Origin of the sequence: Tardiphaga sp., assembly GCF_028290495.1 — a bacterium.
Classification (GTDB): domain Bacteria; phylum Pseudomonadota; class Alphaproteobacteria; order Rhizobiales; family Xanthobacteraceae; genus Tardiphaga.
In genome coordinates this window covers 76,035-97,167 of the sequence record NZ_JAQGJT010000151.1, presented here as the reverse complement: position 1 = coordinate 97,167, position 21,133 = coordinate 76,035, and the positions used below count along the sequence as shown (strand labels likewise).

18 protein-coding genes are annotated in these 21,133 nt (G+C 61.9%); 6 read left to right on the top strand and 12 right to left on the bottom strand.

All coding sequences use genetic code 11. From position 1 onward, the window contains the following. From galE to JWQ24_RS22715, 3 genes are all read left to right on the top strand, one after another. Positions 1-712 (top strand): UDP-glucose 4-epimerase GalE (gene galE, locus JWQ24_RS22725; RefSeq protein ID WP_299812789.1); only part of this gene is annotated, 712 nt, incomplete at its 5' end. A gap of 126 nt (positions 713-838) precedes the next feature. After that, on the top strand, positions 839-2,641 hold the full coding sequence (locus JWQ24_RS22720) for an ABC transporter ATP-binding protein (protein WP_299812786.1): 1,803 nt from the start codon (positions 839-841) through the stop codon (positions 2,639-2,641). 127 nt (positions 2,642-2,768) lie between these two features. Further along, a complete protein-coding gene (locus JWQ24_RS22715) occupies positions 2,769-3,467 on the top strand; it encodes a fumarylacetoacetate hydrolase family protein (protein ID WP_299812784.1) in 699 nt (232 codons plus the stop codon). Between the two features lie 185 nt (positions 3,468-3,652). On the opposite strand, the gene JWQ24_RS22710 is transcribed toward JWQ24_RS22715, so the two are convergent. From JWQ24_RS22710 to JWQ24_RS22685, 6 genes are read right to left on the bottom strand one after another with little or no spacing between them, the layout of a single operon-like run. Beyond that, entirely contained in the window at positions 3,653-4,897 is a 1,245-nt protein-coding gene (locus JWQ24_RS22710) for an amidohydrolase family protein (RefSeq protein WP_299812782.1), read from the bottom strand. Positions 4,898-4,924: 27 nt separating this feature from the next. After that, a complete protein-coding gene (locus JWQ24_RS22705; RefSeq protein WP_299812779.1) occupies positions 4,925-5,356 on the bottom strand; it encodes a nuclear transport factor 2 family protein in 432 nt (143 codons plus the stop codon). A gap of 28 nt (positions 5,357-5,384) precedes the next feature. Then, complete coding sequence (locus tag JWQ24_RS22700) at positions 5,385-6,821, bottom strand: amidohydrolase family protein (protein ID WP_299812776.1); 1,437 nt, start codon at positions 6,819-6,821, stop codon at positions 5,385-5,387. Positions 6,822-6,835: 14 nt separating this feature from the next. After that, complete coding sequence (locus JWQ24_RS22695; protein ID WP_299812773.1) at positions 6,836-7,861, bottom strand: ABC transporter substrate-binding protein; 1,026 nt, start codon at positions 7,859-7,861, stop codon at positions 6,836-6,838. 29 nt (positions 7,862-7,890) lie between these two features. Beyond that, on the bottom strand, positions 7,891-8,667 hold the full coding sequence (locus tag JWQ24_RS22690; RefSeq protein WP_299812770.1) for an ABC transporter permease: 777 nt from the start codon (positions 8,665-8,667) through the stop codon (positions 7,891-7,893). After that, the gene (locus tag JWQ24_RS22685) at positions 8,664-9,548 is read right to left on the bottom strand and encodes an ABC transporter ATP-binding protein (protein ID WP_299812768.1); all 885 of its coding nucleotides are present in this window, start codon (positions 9,546-9,548) and stop codon (positions 8,664-8,666) included. The genes JWQ24_RS22690 and JWQ24_RS22685 overlap by 4 nt, the downstream gene beginning before the upstream one ends. A gap of 163 nt (positions 9,549-9,711) precedes the next feature. Between JWQ24_RS22685 and JWQ24_RS22680 the strand changes: the two genes are divergently transcribed. Continuing rightward, positions 9,712-10,476, top strand: coding sequence for a GntR family transcriptional regulator (locus JWQ24_RS22680; RefSeq protein ID WP_299812766.1), 765 nt, complete (start codon positions 9,712-9,714; stop codon positions 10,474-10,476). On the opposite strand, the gene JWQ24_RS22675 is transcribed toward JWQ24_RS22680, so the two are convergent. After that, positions 10,477-11,040, bottom strand: a complete 564-nt coding sequence (locus tag JWQ24_RS22675) for a TetR/AcrR family transcriptional regulator (RefSeq protein ID WP_299812764.1) — start codon at positions 11,038-11,040, stop codon at positions 10,477-10,479. A gap of 149 nt (positions 11,041-11,189) precedes the next feature. Here JWQ24_RS22675 and JWQ24_RS22670 point away from each other — a divergent pair, with 149 nt between their 5' ends. Beyond that, positions 11,190-11,846, top strand: a complete 657-nt coding sequence (locus tag JWQ24_RS22670) for a glutathione S-transferase (protein ID WP_299812762.1) — start codon at positions 11,190-11,192, stop codon at positions 11,844-11,846. Between the two features lie 147 nt (positions 11,847-11,993). On the opposite strand, the gene ahcY is transcribed toward JWQ24_RS22670, so the two are convergent. From ahcY to JWQ24_RS22655, 3 genes are all read right to left on the bottom strand, one after another. Continuing rightward, the gene (ahcY, locus tag JWQ24_RS22665; protein ID WP_299812760.1) at positions 11,994-13,415 is read right to left on the bottom strand and encodes an adenosylhomocysteinase; all 1,422 of its coding nucleotides are present in this window, start codon (positions 13,413-13,415) and stop codon (positions 11,994-11,996) included. Between the two features lie 140 nt (positions 13,416-13,555). Further along, positions 13,556-14,752, bottom strand: a complete 1,197-nt coding sequence (metK, locus tag JWQ24_RS22660; RefSeq protein ID WP_299812758.1) for a methionine adenosyltransferase — start codon at positions 14,750-14,752, stop codon at positions 13,556-13,558. 52 nt (positions 14,753-14,804) lie between these two features. After that, positions 14,805-16,160, bottom strand: a complete 1,356-nt coding sequence (locus JWQ24_RS22655; RefSeq protein WP_299812756.1) for a hypothetical protein — start codon at positions 16,158-16,160, stop codon at positions 14,805-14,807. A 187-nt stretch (positions 16,161-16,347) separates the two neighbouring features. Here JWQ24_RS22655 and JWQ24_RS22650 point away from each other — a divergent pair, with 187 nt between their 5' ends. After that, on the top strand, positions 16,348-17,658 hold the full coding sequence (locus JWQ24_RS22650) for a UDP-glucose/GDP-mannose dehydrogenase family protein (protein WP_299812754.1): 1,311 nt from the start codon (positions 16,348-16,350) through the stop codon (positions 17,656-17,658). Between the two features lie 6 nt (positions 17,659-17,664). On the opposite strand, the gene JWQ24_RS22645 is transcribed toward JWQ24_RS22650, so the two are convergent. Together JWQ24_RS22645 and JWQ24_RS22640 are read right to left on the bottom strand one after the other, a co-directional pair. Then, a complete protein-coding gene (locus JWQ24_RS22645; RefSeq protein WP_299812752.1) occupies positions 17,665-19,407 on the bottom strand; it encodes a hypothetical protein in 1,743 nt (580 codons plus the stop codon). After that, positions 19,404-21,113: a hypothetical protein gene (locus JWQ24_RS22640; RefSeq protein WP_299812750.1), complete on the bottom strand. Its 1,710-nt coding sequence runs from the start codon at positions 21,111-21,113 to the stop codon at positions 19,404-19,406. Before JWQ24_RS22640 ends, JWQ24_RS22645 begins: the two co-directional genes overlap by 4 nt. Positions 21,114-21,133: the final 20 nt, after the last annotated feature.

The following is a 21,133-nucleotide window of genomic DNA, read 5'->3' as shown; positions in this document are numbered from 1 at the left end:
CAGCGCCGCGGTCAAGTGCGGCGTCAAGCGCTTCATCTTCTCCTCGACCGCGGCCGTTTACGGCAATCCCGATTCCACGCCGGTCGCCGAAGACGCACCGACGCGGCTGCTGTCGCCGTACGGCGCCTCGAAGCTGATGACCGAAATCATGCTGCACGACATCGCGCCGGCCTATGGCATGGAATTCGTCGTGCTGCGCTATTTCAACGTCGCCGGCGCCGATCCGCAGGGCCGCACCGGCCTCGCCACCATGGGCGCGACGCATCTGCTGAAGATCGCCGTCGAAGCCGCCACCGGGCGGCGCAGCAAGATCGACGTGTTCGGCACCGATTACCCGACTCCGGACGGTAGCTGCATCCGCGACTTCATCCATGTCAGTGACCTCGTCCAGGCGCACCGTGCAGCACTGGCCTACCTGCGCGATGGCGGCCCCTCGACCACCCTGAATTGCGGCTACGGCCGCGGCTACTCGGTGCTGGAAACCATCGAGGCGGTCCGGCACGCCTCCGGCCGCAATTTCGCGGTTCAATATGCCCCCCGCCGCGACGGCGACATCATGACCATGATCGCCGACACCAGCCGGATCCGCGCCACGCTGGACTGGGCGCCGCAATATGACGATCTCGAAACCATCGCCCGGCACGCGCTGGCCTGGGAAGAGAAGCTCGCCCGCGAGCGCCATGGCATTGAATTGCTGGCCAAATCGGCCTGACGCCAGCCTTCCCTGGACCGATTTTGGCTTGAAATACCCCCATTTAGCGGGCAATGAGACGGCTGTTTCGCAAGCCGACTCTGACGCCCCGGCAAATCCCTGCCCGGCGCCGTCGCTGGAACGCGGATGGCCGATATTCCTCGCAAAATCACCGACGACCCCACCGGCGCCTGGGCGCTGATCCGCCGCCTGATCACGGAACAGGCGGCCGCCTACTGGCGCCGCTATGTGATCGCGTTTGCGCTGATGGCGATCTCGGCCGCCACGACCGCTGGCGCCGCTTACATGCTCGGCGAGGTCATCAACCAGGCCTATGTCGACAAGGACATCAACCGCATCGCGCTGTATTCCGGCGTCGTCGTGCTGATCTTCCTGATCAAGGGCGTGACGACCTACGGTCATACCGTGATCCTGTCGCAGATCAGCAACGCAATCCTCGCCAACAACCAGCGCCGGCTGTTCGCCAAGCTGATGAACGAGAGCATCGGCTTTTTCTCCGAGCGGCATTCGTCGGAATTCCTGGCGCGGCTCACCGCCGGCGCCAATTCGGTGACGCAGGTGCTCAGCCTGCTGATCAACGCGGTGGGCCGCGATCTGCTGTCGCTGATCGCGCTGGTCGGCGTGATGCTGATGCAGGACCCCTATATGGCGCTGCTCGGATTCCTGGTGGCGCCGCCGGCGATGCTGGTGCTGCGCAAGCTGGTGAAGCGCATCAAGGGTCTCGCGCACAACCAGTTCACCGGGACCGCCGACATCATGGAGACCATGCAGGAATCGCTGCAGGGCATCCGCACCGTGAAGGCATTCACGCTGGAACAGACCATGCGCGAGCGCATGGAAGCCAGCATCACCGCGGTGGAGCGCAACGCCAACAAGATGGCGCGAGTCTCGAACCGCTCCAGTCCGCTGATGGAGACGCTGGGCGGCTTCGCCATCGCCGGCTCGCTGCTGTATGGCGGCTACAGCGTGGTGGCGATGGGCGCCACGCCCGGCCAGTTCTTCTCCTTCGTCACCGCCTTCCTGCTCGCTTATGAACCGGCCAAGCGGCTGGCGCGGCTCAACATCGACCTCAATTCCAGCCTGATCGGCGCACAGATGTTGCTGGAGATCGTCGATAGCCCGGCCTCCGAGCCGAACGACGACGACAAGCCACCGCTCAAGCTCACCGACGCACGCGTCGAGTTGCACGACGTCACGTTCCGCTACCGCCCCGACGAAATCGTGCTGAACCGCATGAGCTTCGTCGCCGAGCCCGGCCGTGTGACCGCGCTGGTCGGCCCGTCCGGCGGCGGCAAGTCCACCGTGCTGGCGCTGCTGCTGCGGCTCTACGAGGTCACCGAAGGCGATATCACCATCGACGGCCAGTCGATCTCCAACGTCTCGCGCCGCTCGCTGCGGCAGCAGACCGCTTATGTCGGTCAGGACGTCTATCTGTTCCGCGGCACGATTCTGGAGAACATCGCGTTCGGCAAGGTCGGCGCCACCGAGGACGAGATCGTCGCCGCCGCCAAGGCTGCCTGCGCGCATGATTTCATCATGGGCTTTCCGCTCGGCTACCAGACGCCGGTCGGCGAGCACGGCGCGCAGCTCTCCGGCGGCCAGCGCCAGCGCGTCGCCATCGCACGCGCGCTGGTGAAGAACGCGCCGGTGATCCTGCTCGACGAGGCCACCGCGGCGCTCGACTCCGAGTCGGAAAAATCGGTGCAGGAAGCCATCGAGCATCTCTGCCGCAACCGCACCACCATCGTCATCGCGCACCGCCTGCACACCATCATGCATGCCGACGCCATCCTCGTGATCGAGGGTGGCGAGATCGTCGAGCGCGGTCGTCATGACGACCTGCTGCGCCAGAGCGGTCGCTATGCCTCGTTCTTCAAATTGCAACATCGTGATGCCAGTCCGCTGGCCCCGCTCGACGCTCCGGCGTAACACCTGTCGTCGTCATTGCGAGCGAAGCGAAGCAATCCAGCTAGCCCGCATTACAAGAACTGGATTGCTTCGTCGCTTCGCTCCTCGCAATGACGGTGAGTGTCGTTCAACCCTTTGAGAGCCGTCCATGACCGCATCGTTCGTTATCGCCCCTCCGCCGCAGGCCGCCATCGCCGTTCAGGGCGACGACAAGAAATTCCCGGTGCGCCGCGTCTGGTGCGTGGGCCGCAATTACCTCGAGCACATCCGCGAACTCGGCAATGACGAGCGCAACCCTCCCTTCTTCTTCGCCAAGCATGCCGACATGATCGTGCCGGACGGCTCCACGATCCCCTACCCGACCCTGACCAAGGACATGCAGCACGAAGTCGAGCTGGTCGTTGTGCTGAAGAGCGGCGGCCTCAACATCTCCGCCGACAAGGCGCTCGACCACGTCTGGGGCTACGGCGTCAGCGTCGATCTCACCCGCCGCGATCTGCAGACCATTTCGCGCAAGAAAGAGCAGCCCTGGGAGATCGGCAAGTCGTTCGACATGTCGGCGCCCACCGGCGCGCTGGTGCCGGCCGCAAAGGTCGGCCATCCCTCGAAGGGCAAGATCTGGCTGTCGGTGAACGGCACCGAGCGGCAGAAGGGTGATCTGTCCGAGATGATCTGGAACATCGCCGAGATCATCGCGAAACTGTCGCTGCAGGTCGAACTCGCCGCCGGCGACGTCATCCTGACCGGCACCCCGGCCGGCGTCGCGGCGTTGCTGCCCGGCGACAAGGTCGAATGCGGCGTTGACGGCATCGGCACGCTGAAGTTCGAGATCGCTGCTGCGAAGTAAAGCTCGACCGTTTCCCGGACGCGGTGCAGTGGCGATGCGCAGCATCGCTGCTGTACCGCAGATCCGGGATCGTCACGAACGCTCTCGATTGACCCGGCCCCGGATCTGCGGAGCACCACGCCGCCCCAACGATGCTACGCATCGTCAGGCGACGTAGTGCACCGCCTCCGGGGAACGAGACCACATCATTCCGGCCAGTAAATCTCCGGCACCGGTCGCGAAAAGCTGATGCGGCCGTGTTTCATGGCCATCAGCGGCTGCGCCAGTTCGGCGACTGCGGCGGAGGCGCTGGCACAATCCAGCACGACGATATCGGCCGGGTTGCCGACCACAATCCCATAGTCCTTCAGGTTCATCAGTCTCGCCGGCCCCGACGTCACCATGTCGAGGCACGCCGCCAGTTCATCGGCCTGGCCTGCCTGCGCGACATTGGCGTAGAGGTTGGCCATCCGCACCAGCGAGCAGTCACCGAACGGCGTGAACGGGTTGAGCACGTTGTTGGTGGAGATCGAACAGGTCACGCCATCGGCCAGCAGCAGATGCGCCGGCGCCACGCCGCGCGGCACCAGATGGTCGGCATCGCGCCCCATCAGATAGAGATCGGTCGCCGGCAGCACCGTGACGGCAACGCCGGAGCGCGCCAGCTTCATGCCGACGGTCTTGAGCGCCGCCGCATCGAGTGCCGAGAGCTTGCTGACATGGCCGATCGCCACCCGACCGCCCCAGCCGGAGGCATCGGCCTGCCGGCAGACTTCGTCGAGATGCATCCAGCTAGGATCGAGATCGAAATCGAGATGGAAATCGATATCGAGGTCGTAACGCCCCGCAAGTTCAAAGATGCGCGCGATCTGACCGTTCGGGTCGGAGTCGATATAGGGCACGCCGCCGATCGAGCCGGCGCCGTTTTCGCAGGCCTCGACCAATAGTTCGTCGCAACCGGGGTCGTTGAGCAGGCCCTCCTGCGGAAACACGCAGAGTTCGAGATCGATCGCCCAGCCAAAATCCCGCTTCAGCTTCGCAACGGCGTTAAAACCCTTCAGGCCGATCCGCGGATCAACCTCGACATGGGTGCGCATCCGCGTCGTGCCCTGCACGATCGCCTTCTCCAGCGTGCGCTTGCCGCGCGCATAGATGTCGTCCTCGGTGAAATCCCGTTTCGCGGCGGCGACCGAGGCGATCACCTGCTGCAGCGTGTTGGTGCGGCAGGTGCAGCGCTCCGAGATGCAGGACTTGTCGAGATGGATATGCGTCTCGATGAAGCCGGGCACGAGGAGCCGGCCATCGAGCGCGATATCGCGCGAGGCTTCGCGCGCCGCCATATCGGAGCGCGGCTGGATCGCAGCAACGCGGCCATCCAGCACGCCGATATCGACGGGATCGGCGCCCGCGCCGGCAATGCGCCCGTTGCGCAGGACGTAGTCGAACAACATGTAAAGCCTATCTATGCGGTTGAAGCGTCAGCCGTCGATGCCGTGACGGGTGAGGATGCGTTCGGCGCTGTCGTTCCAGACGTCGGTCTCGACGATCTTGCCGCCCCGCACGACGAAGCGATCGACATAGCGGTTGCCTTCGAACGGCGTGCCGTCCGGCCATTCGCCATACAGCGTGCCGATATTGTAGACGATGGTTTCGCCATTGCCGGGAGCGACGTCGCTGCGCTCCATCTTCTTCTTCACCCACTTGTAGCGCTTGGCGTTGAAGCCCGCGGTCTCGCGCGGATGCGACATTTTCCGCCCGCCGGTAAAGGTGATGACGACGTCATCGGTCATGAAGCCGGCCGCCGTTTCCGGATCGGGGATCATCGAAGCAACGAGATAACGTTCGACGATATCGGCAGCCTGCGCAGTTTCCTCGCTCGGCGTCGCCAGCATTGTGATCGGTTCGGGCATGATCGATTCTCCTGAATGAACAAACTAGCTAGCAGCAACCCTGGGTGCAAAACCATTGCGACACGGCGCGCTCGAACGGTTTCCAGGCGTGTTCCAGCTCACGGTATCGCGGCACATTGCTACGGTACATCGCGCGCAGCTCGATTTCCATTGCGTCGAGATCGACGCCGGTAGGCTTTCCATCGCGGCTGATGGTTCGGCCGTTGACGACGACATCGCGAACGCAGCTGGCGTTACCGCGGGCAAACAGCATCGTGAGCGGGTCGACCGGCATGATCGCGTCGCGGTCAAGTTGGCCGATATCCAGCACGGTGAAATCCGCCGGCGCACCGGCCTGCAGTGCACCGCTGCCGGGCGCGCCAATCGCGCGACGGCCGTTGCGCACCGCGAGCGCCAGAAATTCCTCGTTGCTCCAGGTGCGCTCGAAGCCCTGCCCGTCATGCGCCATCCGCACCAGCCGCATCTCGCGGATCGCGTCGTCGTCCTCGTCCAGCGCCACGCCGTCGATGCCGAAGGTGACCGGGCAGCCGCGGCGATGCGCATCCGCAATCGGCGCCCGGCCGGAGCGCAAGTGAAGATTGGAGGAGAAATTCGTGACGATGGTGGCGCCGGATTCCGCGATCAGATCGAGTTCGTCGGGCCGCGCGTGGATGCAATGCGCCAGCGTCAGCCGCGGCGACAGCAGGCCGATCTCCTTGAGGTAACGCACCATGCCGCCGGGAAAGGCACGGTCGGCCCAGGCGCGCTGGTAGATCGTCTCCAGCAGGTGCATGTGCACCCGACGGCCGGTTTCGGCGGAGCGCTCGGCAATCGCCTCCAGCAACGGCTGCGAGCACCATTGCACGCCGGCCGGGCCGAACTGCACATCGACCATCGGCCCGGCAATGGCCGCGTCGATCGCCTCGACCTGCGCAATATAATCCGCCGGCGGCATCGCCGGGCGGACGAACATTTTTTCGATCGTACTGCGATCGGCTGCCGGCAGAGACAACAGCACGTCTGTCTCGTCGCCATAGACGATCGGGTTCTGGTCACGCACCGCCAGCGCGAAGGCCAGCCGCACGCCGACATCGCCTGCCGCCCTCGCGATGGCTATCGCTTCCTCCACGATCGGCATCGTGCCGCTCGGTCGTGTGTAGTGGATCATCGCACCGCCACAGCCTGCCCGCACCGAGCGCGCCAGCGACACCGCCGCCGCGAGATAGGGATCCGGCGGCGTGCCGAACGCAGAGCGCGCGATCCAGGTCTCCAGCGGCATGCCCGACGCGCCGAACGAAGTCATCGACGGCCGGGCATGGTCGTGGGCATTGATCAGCGCCGGAATGACCAGCGTGTTGGCCGAAATCTCCCCGGCATCTGCCGCGATGTCCGTGATCAGGCCGCCGTCATGATGGACGGCTGCCCGAGCCACGACGCCGCGATCGGTGCCGGTAAAGATGTTGGTCGCCAACAAACGCTGCGTCATTCCGAAACGCCGTCTCAGTTCGCGGTGTAGGTCAGTTCACGCTCGGTGCGCGCCGGCAGGAACTCTCGCGAGAACACTTCCTTGGTGCTCGGGACACGCTTGAGGTCGTAGCCTTCGACCACCATGCCGATGGCGCGGGTCATGCGCTCATCCTTGATGTCGCCGACGCCGATTTCCTTCATCTCCGGCGACACGATCAGCTTGTCGAATGAATACTGCAGGCGGCGCTTCTCGACGGGCACATCGACCAGGTTGTCGAAATTGACGACCGAGGCCATCGCGGCGTTCTGGTCCTTGGCAACTGCGATCATGCCCTTGTTAATAGCGCGCACCAGACCGGCGACGGCCTTCGGATTTTGCGCGATCATCTTCTGCGAGACCATGACGCCGTTGGAGTACAGGTCCATGCCGTAGTCACCGAATGCGAACCACTTGAAGTCCTTGTCGGGGTCCTGGCGGTTCAGCACGAGGTTGAAGTAGCTGGTGATGTTGAAGACCAGAGCGGCGTCGATGTCGCCCTTGATCAGCATCGGCTCCTGAAGGTTCGGCGCCATGTTGGTCACCTTGATCTTCTCGCCTTCCAGCTTGTTGTTGCGGATGAAGATCGGCAGCAGCCGCGTCGTCGGCGTGCCCTGCGCACCGCCCAGCGTATGCCCCTCGAAATCCTTGATCGAGTTGATGCCGCTGGTCTTCTTGGCGACGATGGCGAAGGGAGGCTGGTTCCAGATCATGTAGACCATGACCGGGGCATCCTGCGGACGCGTCGAGGCGTTCTGGATGATGGCGTTGACGTCGCCGAAGCCGGCATCCCATGCGCCGGACATGATGCGCGTCACGGTGGCGCCGGAGCCTTCGCCCTGGTCGATGATGACGTTGAGGCCTTCTTCTTTGAAGTAGCCCTTGTCCTTGGCGTAGAAGAACGCTGCGTCGCTGCCCTGGGTCTTCCAGCCCAGAGTGAACTTGATCGTGGTTTCCTGGGCGAAGGCCGCGCCCGAAAGCAGGACGCTGCCGACCAGAACCGCACTCAATCGCTTTAACATGACATTCTCCTGCTTGGTGAAGGTGAGAGTTAGGTGACGACGAGATCGTTCTTGCGTGTGGCCCAACCGGTGACGCGGGCCTCGATCAGAGAGAAAATGACGTAGAGCGCGACGCCGAGGATCGCGAGGATGAACAGGCACGCGAACACCAGCGGCACGTTGAAGTTCGACGACGCGCTCATCATCACGTTGCCGATGCCCCGGTTCGACGCCACCGTTTCCGCCAGCACCGCGCCGACAAAGGCGTAGCTGACGGCGACCTTCAATGAGGCGAAGAAGAACGGCATGGTGCGCGGCAGGCCGACGTTCCACAGGATGTCGAGCTTGCTGGCGCCGAGCGCCTTCAGCACGTCCTCGAGTTCGGGCTCGGTGGTCGCAAGCCCCGTGGCGATGTTGACGACGATCGGGAAGAAACAGATCGACAGCGCCGTCAGGATCGCCGGCACCGTGCCGGAGCCGAACCACAGCACGAAGATCGGCACCACAGCCACTTTCGGGATCGAGGAGAAGCCGACCAGCAGCGGATATGCCGTGTCGTAGGCCACTTTCGATACGCCGATGATCGCGCCGAGCGCGACGCCGAGACCGACGCCGAGCACGAAGCCGGCCATCGTGGTGCCCAGCGTCTGCAGGATATGCGGCCACAGGATCGGGAATTTGGCGATCAGGGTTGCGATGATCTCGGTCGGCTTCGGCAGCACCAGATCCGAGACGCCCGACGCCATGCAGAACAACTGCCAGCCAATGAAGAAGATCGCGATCAGCGCGAACGACCAGATCTTCTGGCGCAGAGCGAGATTCATCATGACGTGCCCTCCAGGCTTGCGTCGGAGGGATCATCCGAGGATTCGACACCTCTGATATCGACGATCAGATCGCGAAGCCGCTGGTTGAGCGCCACGAATTCCGGCTCGAAGGTCATCTTGATGGTACGCGGCCGCGCAAAGGTCACCGCGCTGTCGTCGATCACCCGGCCCGGCCGCGGGCTCATCACGCAGATCCGGCTGGCGAGGAATGCAGCCTCGCGCAAATCGTGGGTGACCAGCAGCACCGTGGGCTTATGGGCCAGCCAGAGGTTCTGCAGGATGGTCCACAGTTCTTCCTTGGTGAACTGGTCGAGCGCGCCGAACGGCTCGTCGAGCAACAGCATCCGCGGCTCGTGGATCAGCGCGCGGCACAGATTGGCCCGCTGCAGCATCCCACCGGAGAGTTGCCAGGGAAACTTGTTCGCGAAGCCTTTCAGCCCGACCTGCGCCAGCAGTGCATGGGCCTTGTCGCGGAAGGCGAGCTTGCGCTGCTTCTTGAACTGCGAGCGGAACGGCTCGACGATCTTGAGCGGCAGCATGATGTTCTGCTCGATCGTCAGCCACGGCAGCATGGTCGGATTCTGGAACGCCATGCCGACGCGCAGCGCCCTTGCCGCGACCTCGCGACCGCCGACGACCACCACGCCGGACGTCGGCCGCACCAGCCCGCTCACCAGCCGCAGGATGGTCGACTTGCCGCAGCCGGACGGCCCGACCAGCGCGAGGAACTCGCCGTCGGGGATCGACAGGTTCGTTTCGGCCAGCGCCGGGGTCGCGGTCGGGCCGCGCCCGAACGTGACCGAGGTGGCCGACAGTTCAATCGCCGTCTGCGCCTTGGTCGGGGCAGCCGCGGGTTCGCCAACAATTTGCATACTGTTCATGGAACAAAGTGCATGCAATTGCGGTGCCAGCTCCGCCCCGCTGGAATTTCCGATCGTTTCGGAATAACGCTGTGCGTAGTGAAAGTTCTTTGGGCATCGCAGGGTCAACCTGCATGCAATTCGGGCGCATGGCCTTCCAGCCCGCGGCGCTATCGTGGAGCCTATGGACTTGGATACGACGAAGCCATTGAAATCAGCCGACAAAGTCGGGACGATCTGCCGCGCGTTGCGGCGCGCGATCATTGAGCAGGCGCTGGAGCCCGGCGCCAAACTGCCCGAGGACGCGCTCGGCGAACGTTTTGGCGTCAGCCGGACCATCGCCCGCCACGCGCTGGGCCAGCTGGCTTCCGAGGGGCTGGTCGAGCTGCGCCGCAACCGCATCGCGGTGGTGGTGACGCCGAGCTGGCAGGACGCCCGCGATACTTTCGATATCCGGATGGAACTGGAACGGCTGGTGGTGCGGCAGCTCGCCGGGCGGCTGAGCAAGGCCCAGGTCGCGCGCCTCAAGGCCCATGTCGAGGCCGAGAGCGTCGCCCGCGACGGCCCCAACCCGGTCTCGATCCGGCTCGCTACCGAATTCCACGTGCTGCTGGCGACCATGACCAACAGTCCGGTGCTGCTCCGTTACGTCAGCGAGATCGCCTATCGCTGCTGCCTGACGCTGTCGCTGTACAGCCGGCCGCATTCGGCCGAATGCGGCGTCACCGAGCACATGGCGATCATCGACGCGCTGGAGCGCGGCGACGCGGCCGGCGCGGTGGCCTTGATGCATTCGCATCTCGACCTCGTCGCCAACCGCGCATTGGTGACGCCGACCCCGGCCCGCGGCCGCGACCTGCTCGACGTGCTGGCGCCCTATGCCGACGAGAGCCCGGAGATTGCGGCCAAAGCACCCCTCCCCGCGATGAAGCCGCGCATCGTGCGCTGATTACGCCGGCAGCAGACCGGCCGTGCGATAGCTGTCGATCAGCGCGTCATAGAGCGCGATATCCGAACGGCTCCTCGCCATCAGCTGCGCGCCGGCGATCGCGGCGAAGATGGCGCGCGCGCGTCTTTCGCTATCCCCGGAACTCACCACGACCGCGGCAGCCAGAACCTTGCTCAGCCACGCCACATTGACGTCGGCAAAGGTCTGGACCTCTTTCTTCACGGCTTCCGGCAGGTCATCCACTTCGGCGGCCATGAAGCTGCCGAGGCACATGCGATTATCGCGCTCAAGCGCCCAGCGAAACGTCTCGGGATATCGCCGCAGCGCGCGGAGCGGATCCGGGGAATCGGCCAACAGAGTCTCCAGGGCAGTCGCGGTATCCTGCCAATAGCGCTTCGCGACCGCGGCGCCGAGATCGGCCTTGCTCGGGAAGTAATGGTAGATGCTGGCAGCCTTGATGCCGACTTCGGCCGCGAGATCGCGGAAATTCAGGCCGTTATAGCCATGCGCCTGCGCGGTCCGCCGGGCGGCTGCCAAAATGGCCTCTTTGGAATTCGAACTCATTTGCCGCCTCAATATCGCAACCTACCAAGTGATAGATAGACGTTGACAGCAGGATTTCAAAGCTCTATTGATCACCTATCAACTGGCAGGTAGGTAAATTGATTATGAGTACAGAGATCCTCGGTTTCGACGCGACAGGACCAGCCAAAATGACGATTTACGATTGGCCCACCGGTCCCTATCCGGCTCGCGTCCGTATCGCCCTGGCGGAGAAGAACCTGCGATCGCGCGTCGAGTTTGTGAGCGTCAATCTGTGGAGCGGCGAGCACAAGAAGGCCGAGCACCTCGCCAGGAACTACTCCGGCACGCTGCCGGTGCTCGAACTCGACGACCGCACCTTCATCGGCGAGTGCACGGCCATTACCGAATATCTCGACGCGCTCGACGGCACGCCCACGCTCACCGGCACGACGCCGCGCGAAAAGGGCGTGATCCACATGATGAACAAGCGCGCCGAGCTGGAGCTGCTCGACGCCATCAGCGTCTATTTCCACCACGCCACACCGGGGCTTGGACCCGATGTCGAGACCTATCAGAACGCCGAGTGGGGTTTTCGTCAGCGCGACAAGGCGCTGCGGGGCATGCACTACTTCGATGGCGTTCTGAAAACCCGGCCGTTCGTAGCCGGTGGCGAATTCTCGATGGCCGACATCACGGTGATCGGCGGCCTGATTTTTGCGGGGCTGGTGGAGTTGCGGATACCGGCGGAGTGCGAGGCGCTTCAGGCATGGTGGGCAAAGATGCAGGCGCGTCCCAGCGTCAAGAACCGGGTGACGATGTCGGAACAGGCAGACGCGGTTGTATGAGATCGCTGCCTGATGAAGCCCGGATTATGCTCGGACTTTCGCGTGTAGTGGCCGACGGCACGTGCAACACGCTTGTCGAAAACAAAAAGCCCCGGATTGCTCCGGGGCTTTTGTATTGGCAGCGTTGGTTCGCCGAAGCGGTCGCGCTCAGTAGCGGTAGTGATCGCTCTTGAACGGACCTTCCTGCTTGACGCCGATGTAGCTCGCCTGCTCCTTGCTGAGCGTGGAAAGCTTGACGCCGATCTTGGCGAGATGCAGACGCGCAACCTTCTCGTCGAGCGACTTCGGCAGCACGTAGACTTCCTTCTTGTACTTGCCATCCTTGTTGTTGGCGTAGAGTTCGATCTGCGCCAGCGTCTGGTTGGTGAAGGAAGCCGACATCACGAACGACGGATGGCCGGTCGCGTTGCCGAGGTTCACCAGGCGGCCTTCCGACAGCAGGATGATGCGGTGACCATCCGGGAAGGTGATCTCGTCGACCTGCGGCTTGATGTTGTCCCACTTCAGGTTCTTCAACGTGGCGATCTGGATTTCGTTGTCGAAGTGGCCGATGTTGCAGACGATGGCCCGGTCCTTCATCTCGCGCATATGCTCGATCGTGATGATGTCCTTGTTGCCGGTCGCGGTCACGAAGATGTCGGCGCGCGGTGCGGCGTCTTCCATCGTGACGACTTCATAGCCTTCCATCGCGGCCTGCAGGGCGCAGATCGGATCGACTTCGGACACCAGCACGCGGCAGCCGGCGTGGCGCAGCGACGCGGCCGAACCCTTGCCGACGTCGCCGAAGCCGGCGACCATCGCAACCTTGCCGGACATCATGACGTCGGTGCCGCGGCGGATGCCGTCGACCAGCGATTCACGGCAGCCGTACAGGTTGTCGAACTTCGACTTGGTGACGCTGTCGTTGACGTTGATCGCGGGCCACAGCAGCTTGCCGGCCTTCTGCATGTCGTACAGGCGATGCACGCCCGTGGTGGTCTCTTCCGAGACGCCCTTGATGGATTCGGCGACGGCCGCGAAGTAGCCCTTCGGCTTCTCCTTGAGCTGCTTCTTGAGCAGCGCGTAGAACACTTCCTCTTCTTCCGACTCCGGCTTGTCGAGGAAGGCGGTGTCGCCGTTCTCGGCGCGCAGGCCGAGATGCACGTACATGGTGGCGTCGCCACCGTCATCGAGGATCATGTTGGGATAGCCGCCACCGTGCCAGTCGAACATCTTGGCGGTGTAGTCCCAGTATTCGGTAAGGCTCTCGCCCTTGATCGCGAACACCGGAATGCCGGCGGCGGCGATCGCGGCTGCCGCATGGTCCTGCGTCGAATAGATGTTGCAGGACACCCAGCGCACGTCGGCGCCGAGCGCAACCAGCGTCTCGATCAGCACGCCGGTCTGAATGGTCATGTGCAGGGAGCCTGCGATGCGGGCGCCCTTCAGCACCTGCTTCGGGCCGTATTCCTCGCGGGTGGCCATCAGGCCCGGCATTTCCGTCTCGGCGATCGAAAGTTCCTTGCGGCCGAACGGCGCGAGCGCGATGTCCTTGACGATGTAGTCGGTGAAGCCCTTGGGCGCGGTCATGGGGTAATCCTTGTTGGAGTTGTCGTTCCGGGGCGCGCGCGCCTTCGCGAGCGAACCCGGAATCTCGACATGATAGTTACTTCTGGGTTCCGGGTTCGCATGCGCAAGAATGCGCATGCGAACCCGGAACGACGGATGAATCAGACGTTGCTCTTGAGCGCGTCGACGAGGTCGGTCTTTTCCCACGAGAAGCCGCCGTCCGCGTCCGGGGTACGGCCGAAGTGGCCATAGGCGGAGGTGCGGGCGTAGATCGGCTTGTTGAGGTCGAGATGCTTGCGGATGCCGCGCGGCGTCAGGTCCATCGAGTCGGCAACCGCCCTCTCGATCACATCGTCGGCAACCTTGCCGGTGCCGTGGGTGTCGACATAGATCGACAGCGGACGCGCCACGCCGATGGCGTAAGCGAGCTGCAGCGTCGCCCGGTCGGCGAGGCCGGCCGCAACGATGTTCTTGGCGACGTAACGCGCGGCATAGGCCGCCGAGCGATCGACCTTGGTGGAATCTTTACCGGAGAACGCACCGCCGCCGTGCGGGGCTGCGCCGCCGTAGGTGTCGACGATGATCTTGCGGCCAGTCAGGCCGGCGTCGCCATCGGGACCGCCGATGAAGAACTTGCCGGTCGGGTTGATGTGCCAGATCGTCTTGTCGGAGATCCAGCCGTCCGGCAGCGCCTTGCGCACATAGGGCTCGACGCAGTCACGAACCTGCTGCGAGGTCATGTCCTCGACCAGATGCTGATGCGAGACGACGATCTCGCGCACGCCGACCGGCTTGCCGTTCTCGTACTGCACGGTGACCTGGCTCTTGGAGTCCGGACCCAGCACCTTTTCGATACCGGCGTGACGGGCTTCCGAGATCAGGCGCAGGATCTTGTGCGCGTAATGGATCGGGGCCGGCATCAGCTCGGCGGTCTCGTTGGTGGCGTAACCGAACATGATGCCCTGGTCGCCGGCGCCCTCTTCCTGGTTGGTGCCGGGCTGCAGTGCATCGACGCCCTGCGCGATATCGGCCGACTGCGGATGCAACAGGATTTCGATATCGGCGGTCTTCCAGTGGAAGCCGGCCTGCTCGTAGCCGATGTCCTTGATCGCGGCGCGCACGACGGCCTCGATCTGGTCATTGGTGACGGAAGCGGGACCGCGGGTTTCACCGGCGATCACGACCTTGTTGGTGGTGGCCAGCGTTTCGCAGGCGGCACGGATCGCCCAGGGGTCCATGCCGGCCTTCGCGCCTTCGCGGAAGAACAGATCGACGATCTCGTCGGAGATCCTGTCGCAGATTTTGTCGGGATGACCTTCGGAAACCGATTCACTGGTGAACAAATAAGACGCGCGCATCAAGCAACCCCTTTTCCGCCCGTGGCGGCCTTTCATCGAATGATCAGGAATGTCAGTCGCGACGCCGCGAGATGACGTAGGACTCATCATAGAACCAGAGCCCGTTATGCTTGCGCAGAACGTCCCTGGTGGCATCCAGGTAGCGACCGCTCTGGGTGACTTCCGTCAAGCGATCATCCTCAATCTGGGCCACGTAAACGGCCGCGTTCCACGCTGCAAAAGCCGTCGAAGTTCCGATCAGGCCGGTGACCTCGTTCGGCAACGCTTCCATCGCGTACCGAAAAATCGACCGGTGGTCGGAATAGGCATTGAAGTTCAGATCGCGCCCCGCGGAGCCCAACTCGTATTTCACTGCGCGCAATAGCTCATGACGGCTCACAGCGAAAGGGTTTTCTTTGGGCCAGACGGCTTGGACGATCTCCATCCCGGGGTCCTGCCCATGCGAATGGATACCGATCAGGCGCCCCCCGGCCCGCAGCGCCCGCGCCAACGGCGCGATGATCCGCTTGGCCCGAAACGTCACCGAAGACTTCGCCCGGTAGGGCTGCGAGGCGATCACCAGGTCGAAATTGGCCTCGGTGCGGCCGGCCCGCGGGATGATCGAATCCAGCAAAAAGCGGTGATCCTCGCGGTAAACCACCAGCGCCACCGGCCTTTCATAGGTCGGCATGCCCGATCGCGGGTTGATGCTGGCGCGCCAGTTATCCTCAAGAAACGCTCCAAGTTCGGCGATCTGCGTCTCGAACTCGCCGGAGGAGGCTCCGCGCAGCGCCACCTCGTGCCAGATCATGCCGGCCGCCGCCGTGGGCGATGCAGGCGTCAGCCAGGGCGCTTCGGCGTAGTGCATGTTGGTCAGCACGAACACCGTAGCCGGGTGCTCGAACAGCCGGTCCGGAACCTTGTCCAGCGTCAGCCGGACGTCCTCGAGGCTCAATTCCTTGCCGGCGATGTAGAACGGCATATGCGGAAACCGGCCGTGCATCGTGCGCATCACCCGCGCCAGAACGGTGCCGTCGCCGACGCCGGCATCGAATACCCGCAAGGCCGGCGGCCGCGGATGGATGCTGCCCAGTTCGAGCCCGACCCGCTCGGCGATCACGCGCTTTTCGGAGCAGGTGTGGACGAACAGCAGGTACTTTTGGCGGTTTTCGAAAAACCGGAAATTACTGCGCGGATCGCGGCGCTCGAGCGGCATATCGAGCCGGCGCGGCGGCGGCGCGCCCTCCGGCATCGAGGCGGCGATAAAAGCGTGGATGCGGTCCAGCGTATCGATCGTGATGCGCTTGCCCTCGCGCAGTCGATTGACCAGCTTGCCGTCATTGACGGCATGACGGCCGAACGTCGATTCCGCCATATCGACCTGGCGGCAATAGTCCTGGATCTGGCCGAGCAGCTGGTCGTGTTTCATGAGGCGGACTTCTCAGGGCGGGGAAAGTGGGCAGAATGATGTCTGGCCCACTCCTTAGCACGCTCTGCCCACCAATGATATCCAGCCTGATTTGGGCCCACACCGTCGTGTGCGAGTCTTCCACATCTGCTATGACTATGACCCAACGCAACGACCCTGCCCGCACTCTCAAGACACAGGTTTTTCCATGCGTATCGCGATGATTGGCACCGGCTATGTCGGCCTGGTGTCCGGCGCCTGCTTTGCCGACTTCGGACATTACGTCACCTGCGTCGACAAGGACGCCAGCAAGATCGACGCCCTGCACCGCGGCGAGATCCCGATCTTCGAGCCCGGCCTGGACGCGCTGGTCGCCGCAAATGTGAAGGCCGGCCGGCTGGATTTTACCACCGACCTCACCGGCCCCGTGGCTGAGGCCGACGCTGTGTTCATCGCCGTTGGCACGCCGTCGCGGCGCGGCGACGGCCATGCCGACCTGTCTTATGTCTATGCCGCCGCGCGCGAGATCGCCGCCGTGCTGAAGGGCTTCACTGTCGTCATCACCAAGTCGACCGTCCCGGTCGGCACCGGCGACGAGGTCGAGCGGCTGATCCTGGAGGCCAATCCGGCGGCCGATGTCGCGGTCGCCTCCAATCCGGAATTCCTGCGCGAGGGTGCAGCGATCCGCGACTTCAAGTTTCCCGACCGCATCGTGGTCGGCACCTCCGACGAGCGCGCCCGCAAGGCGATCGGCGAGATCTACCGGCCGCTGTCGCTGAACCAGGCGCCGGTGATGTACACCGCGCGGCGCACCGCCGAACTGATCAAATACGCCGCCAACGCCTTCCTCGCCACCAAGATCACCTTCATCAACGAGATCGCCGATCTCGCCGAAAAGGTCGGCGCCGACGTGCAGGACGTCGCCCGCGGCATCGGTATGGACAACCGCATCGGCTCGAAGTTTTTGCACGCTGGTCCCGGCTTCGGCGGCTCGTGCTTTCCCAAGGACACCCGCGCGCTGGTCAAGATCGCGCTCGACCACGACGCACCCCTGCGCATCGTCGAGGCCGTGCTGGGGGTCAACGACAACCGCAAGCGCGCGATGGCGCGCAAGGTCTCGCATGCGCTGGGCGGCAATATCCGCGGCAAGACCGTCGCGGTGCTCGGCCTCACCTTCAAGCCGGACACCGACGACATGCGCGAGGCCCCGTCGATCCCGCTGGTCACCGGCCTGCTCGACATGGGCGCCCATGTGCGCGCCTTCGATCCGGTCGGCATGGAGGCGGCGAAACGCGAGCTGCCCGAGATCACCTATTGCGATGACGCCTATGACTGCGCCGAGGGCGCCGACGCGGTGGTGATCGTCACCGAATGGGTTCAGTTCCGCGCGCTCGACCTGTCGCGCCTGAAACTGGCGATGAAGCAGCCGATCGTGATCGACCTGCGCAACATCTACCGGCCGGAAGAAATGGCCACCGCCGGATTTATCTATGAAGGCGTCGGACGCGGGAAGGTGTGACATCGATCAAGAGTCGGTGCTCTCAGATTCTAACTTTGATGTACCTTCAACAGTAAGCGGAGTGGCTGGCGTGGGATCGATCAGAGACGCGATCCAAAATTGCGGCGGGACCGGCAACCGATAATGTCGACAGGCTGTTAGCACCACCGGCCAATAGCCAGATTTGTTCGCGCTCAGGGCGGCAAAACCTTCGCTGGATTGGCAGGCTTCGGAAATCGTTTGCAGTAGCTCACTTCCATCCCCAGCAAGCGGAAGATCGACCAGTGCGGCACCATGGCTATCATCGTTCAGATACAGATAATCTTCGCTTTCCTTCTCCGGAAGCCAAAGTTGCAGAGTGCAATGCTGCAAACCACCCACCTTTAGAGCAGTAAGCAGGTCTAGCGATTTACGGTCCTTGAAAGCGGCGAGCCAGGCAGCCAGAAGTGGAATAAGAACACTACCCTGCAAGGCGTCCTCGCGATATTCTTTGGTTGAGTTTTTTGGATGATCAATCAGATCCTGATAGTCCGTGAATCTGCATGGATATCGGCCGCTCGAGCGCACCGCTAAGTCAAGCCTTTGAGCCATCTCCTGAAGCCAAGCGTGGATATCGCGGTTGGACGCACCACTGCGTACGGCAAACATCAAGAACAGCCCCACTTCAATCGCCTGCTCATCTAGAAGCGGCAAGAACAGTACGGGATTATTGTTGATCATCTCCATGCCGGCATTGACCAGTCCGTCCAGAGCAGCTTGCAACTTGGGATCCGTCGGACGGCCGAGGGAGCCAGCCCAGAGCATCCAATGCCCTGTCATAGCCAGCCGACCCAACATGTCGAACATTTTAAGATTTACATCAACTGATGTGCGGGTAACTACCGCAACTGATAGAGTATGACGGCGACCAACATACGGCAGAATTTTTTTGTCCATCAACAGCGCACCAATCTGAATGTGGAGGTTGATGGCATGCTGGACGACGGTAACGACGGCTCTCGCATTCGCAGTTCTTTTGTCGATGAAGGGTTTGACCATTTCCCATAAATTAAGCAGCACCAATTCGCTACTGCGATAGGGTGCGTCAAGGTTGTCAATATCGCGGGCCCAGACAAACAGCACCCAAAGACAAATGTACATTTGTCGCGCGGCTCTTACGGCTCCCTTCTCTGTCTTGAAGCCAGTTCTTAGAGCCTTAAGCAGTCGCGCAAAATGCTCGTAAGAAATCTCAGGCTGATCGACCATCGCGACGGCCTTCTGGAAACTCGACCGCAGCGGCTTGGGTAGCAACTCTTCCCTTAAAACTCCGGTAAGGAGCAGTTCCGCAATTTTATCTCCATTCCACTCTTCGAACGAAATCTTTCCTTTGGTATGCCGCTTAGTGAACTGGGATAGTAGCGAGCGAGCACTTTCATGAACGTCCCCACCAAAGCAAAGAACGATCACAATCTTCAGGCTCTGATATGGAGCCGGTATCCGGACGGGAATGTATTCATCAATAATTTCATTGAGCGAAGAACGCACTTTTTGGGAATTACCATCCCATTCCTGGCGCGTCAGATCGCCAGGCTTTACAGTAAACAAATATAGCTTTTTCTTGCCGTTGGCGTCCTTACCAACTGCAGCAACATCGACACCGCGTTGGGCAGTACCACGCCCTGGGCGAGAAATTACGTTAAAGCCGAGTTCGCTCAGGAGATCTGGCAAAATGGCATCAAGCTCTTCGCGCTCTTTGAGGGACGCCACATAGTCGCGAATTAGGAGTTTCATTTGCGCCTTACGCTCCGAAGGGTAAGAAGCATTACACTTAGGCCAACTGGATCGATGACCTCACACCTTGGTAGCTCGAAGGAATGGCTGAAGGAATGCAGGTCCATACTTACAGGACGCCGTTTTCTGCCCGGCTCCTGTACATAGGTGATAGAGCGACGCCCGTATAGAAGAACGGAGCGGTGCACCAGATTGAATAATACCGAATGTTTCTCGGCGTCTTTTCGGATTTTTCTCATTACATCATGCGCGTGCCGCCGCTCAACGCTGCGCTGATACTCGGAGGGGCGCAACTCCTTGATCGGCTGGTCTATTTCAAGACCCTTAGCATAGGCGGCTGCAGCTTTAAGCGCAGCCTTGACTGGACCGTGGGCTAAGTCACCATTCTTGATAGTCTTTAGGTACTCGAACGCCTTTCCGCCGTAGTTCAATAACAACGGATCGAACAGCAAACTTCCGATGATTTTTGCTGTTGCTCGGTCACACCCACGTAGACAAGCAACAAGTATGGAGGCGGCAACGACATCGTTAAGAAACAGCCATCCTAGTGTTTTGTAAGCGAGAAAAATGTGATCCGCTCCGTTCAATCCGAGATCACCTGTGGTGTTTTGGAATGGAGCGGCATGCTCGCCAGCAGTCACAATCTGCTGAGCAGCTACGCCCAAATTAGAGTTGTCGGTGCTAAGCCAACGTACCAGTAGCCTAAACAGGCGATCCCGATCGCCGCTTGCCAAATCGTGCCTTACACTCTTGAATTGTTTCAGCTCAAAACCGTCATCACGCGCGAGGATTTCACAGAGAAAATGTAGAGCCAGATCTCCATTTGGAGTTTCTAGCAGCGTTTTTAATGCCTGGTCGACTTCATTTACTACGCCCCCTAGCGCCGGGTCGACCGTCTTCAACGCGTCCAACATGTACTTTATAGAGGAACGATCGAAGAGCTTAGCGTGTAGCCAGAGGGCTCGCGCTAGATTGAACTGCAGACCGGGCGTCGGCGATACCGTTGCTGCAACGATCGCCTTTGGTAGATAGACTGCGGCCAAATCAAGATATTGACAACAGATATTAAGCAGCGACATTAGAGCATTGTATCGCGGGGTTTCATCATAAGCAGCATCGACAAATGGCAACAAAACGCTAATGCTGTCTTCGGCATCTACCACGTCGACTGGTTTAATGCGGCCAAGAGCGAACATCGCTGATAACCGCCTCTCGTCGGAGTGTTTCTCAACGAACGAACGCGCCAACGTCGCATCGCCCAAGGCTGTAAACGCGAAGGTGACAAAGGCGGAGGCTTGAACGTCGCCGGCTTCAGCTGCGGCGATTATTGCATCGGATCGAGTGCGATCGGCAGCACACCAGTCGCGAAACGCTTCATAGGGTCGGTTCGCCATTAAATCGGCACCACCCCTCACGACCAAAGCCTTCACCGCTTGCATCAACAGAAGCGCTTGAGTCTGCAGCCGAGGAATCGCCTTGCAGAAAAAGTCCTGTCTTACAAAAAATTCAGACGTGGAGAGTGAATTGAACTGCGCGGTTTGCGTTAGAGCAAGCAAGTCGATCTGGCCAGCATTGTGAAGAGAAACGGAGCGATCGAGAAGCGAAGCCTCGATTCCATCGATATCGAAGCGGTCGATGTCATCGAGTAAAGCTCCAGACTGACAGCGGGAGATGATTTCGACATCGGAGAGCGCGGCGGAATACATGTGATTCTCCTCGCCTCAGT

Bases quoted from the DNA above. Each gene is read 5' to 3' on its own strand.
- JWQ24_RS22720 (WP_299812786.1), top strand. From the start codon at position 839: ATGGCCGATATTCCTCGCAAAATCACCGACGACCCCACCGGCGCCTGG.
- JWQ24_RS22715 (WP_299812784.1), top strand. From the start codon at position 2,769: ATGACCGCATCGTTCGTTATCGCCCCTCCGCCGCAGGCCGCCATCGCC.
- JWQ24_RS22710 (WP_299812782.1), bottom strand. From the start codon at position 4,897: ATGTTGTTCGACTACGTCCTGCGCAACGGGCGCATTGCCGGCGCGGGC.
- JWQ24_RS22705 (WP_299812779.1), bottom strand. From the start codon at position 5,356: ATGCCCGAACCGATCACAATGCTGGCGACGCCGAGCGAGGAAACTGCG.
- JWQ24_RS22700 (WP_299812776.1), bottom strand. From the start codon at position 6,821: ATGACGCAGCGTTTGTTGGCGACCAACATCTTTACCGGCACCGATCGC.
- JWQ24_RS22695 (WP_299812773.1), bottom strand. From the start codon at position 7,861: ATGTTAAAGCGATTGAGTGCGGTTCTGGTCGGCAGCGTCCTGCTTTCG.
- JWQ24_RS22690 (WP_299812770.1), bottom strand. From the start codon at position 8,667: ATGATGAATCTCGCTCTGCGCCAGAAGATCTGGTCGTTCGCGCTGATC.
- JWQ24_RS22685 (WP_299812768.1), bottom strand. From the start codon at position 9,548: ATGAACAGTATGCAAATTGTTGGCGAACCCGCGGCTGCCCCGACCAAG.
- JWQ24_RS22680 (WP_299812766.1), top strand. From the start codon at position 9,712: ATGGACTTGGATACGACGAAGCCATTGAAATCAGCCGACAAAGTCGGG.
- JWQ24_RS22675 (WP_299812764.1), bottom strand. From the start codon at position 11,040: ATGAGTTCGAATTCCAAAGAGGCCATTTTGGCAGCCGCCCGGCGGACC.
- JWQ24_RS22670 (WP_299812762.1), top strand. From the start codon at position 11,190: ATGACGATTTACGATTGGCCCACCGGTCCCTATCCGGCTCGCGTCCGT.
- ahcY (WP_299812760.1), bottom strand. From the start codon at position 13,415: ATGACCGCGCCCAAGGGCTTCACCGACTACATCGTCAAGGACATCGCG.
- metK (WP_299812758.1), bottom strand. From the start codon at position 14,752: ATGCGCGCGTCTTATTTGTTCACCAGTGAATCGGTTTCCGAAGGTCAT.
- JWQ24_RS22655 (WP_299812756.1), bottom strand. From the start codon at position 16,160: ATGAAACACGACCAGCTGCTCGGCCAGATCCAGGACTATTGCCGCCAG.
- JWQ24_RS22650 (WP_299812754.1), top strand. From the start codon at position 16,348: ATGCGTATCGCGATGATTGGCACCGGCTATGTCGGCCTGGTGTCCGGC.
- JWQ24_RS22645 (WP_299812752.1), bottom strand. From the start codon at position 19,407: ATGAAACTCCTAATTCGCGACTATGTGGCGTCCCTCAAAGAGCGCGAA.
- JWQ24_RS22640 (WP_299812750.1), bottom strand. From the start codon at position 21,113: ATGTATTCCGCCGCGCTCTCCGATGTCGAAATCATCTCCCGCTGTCAG.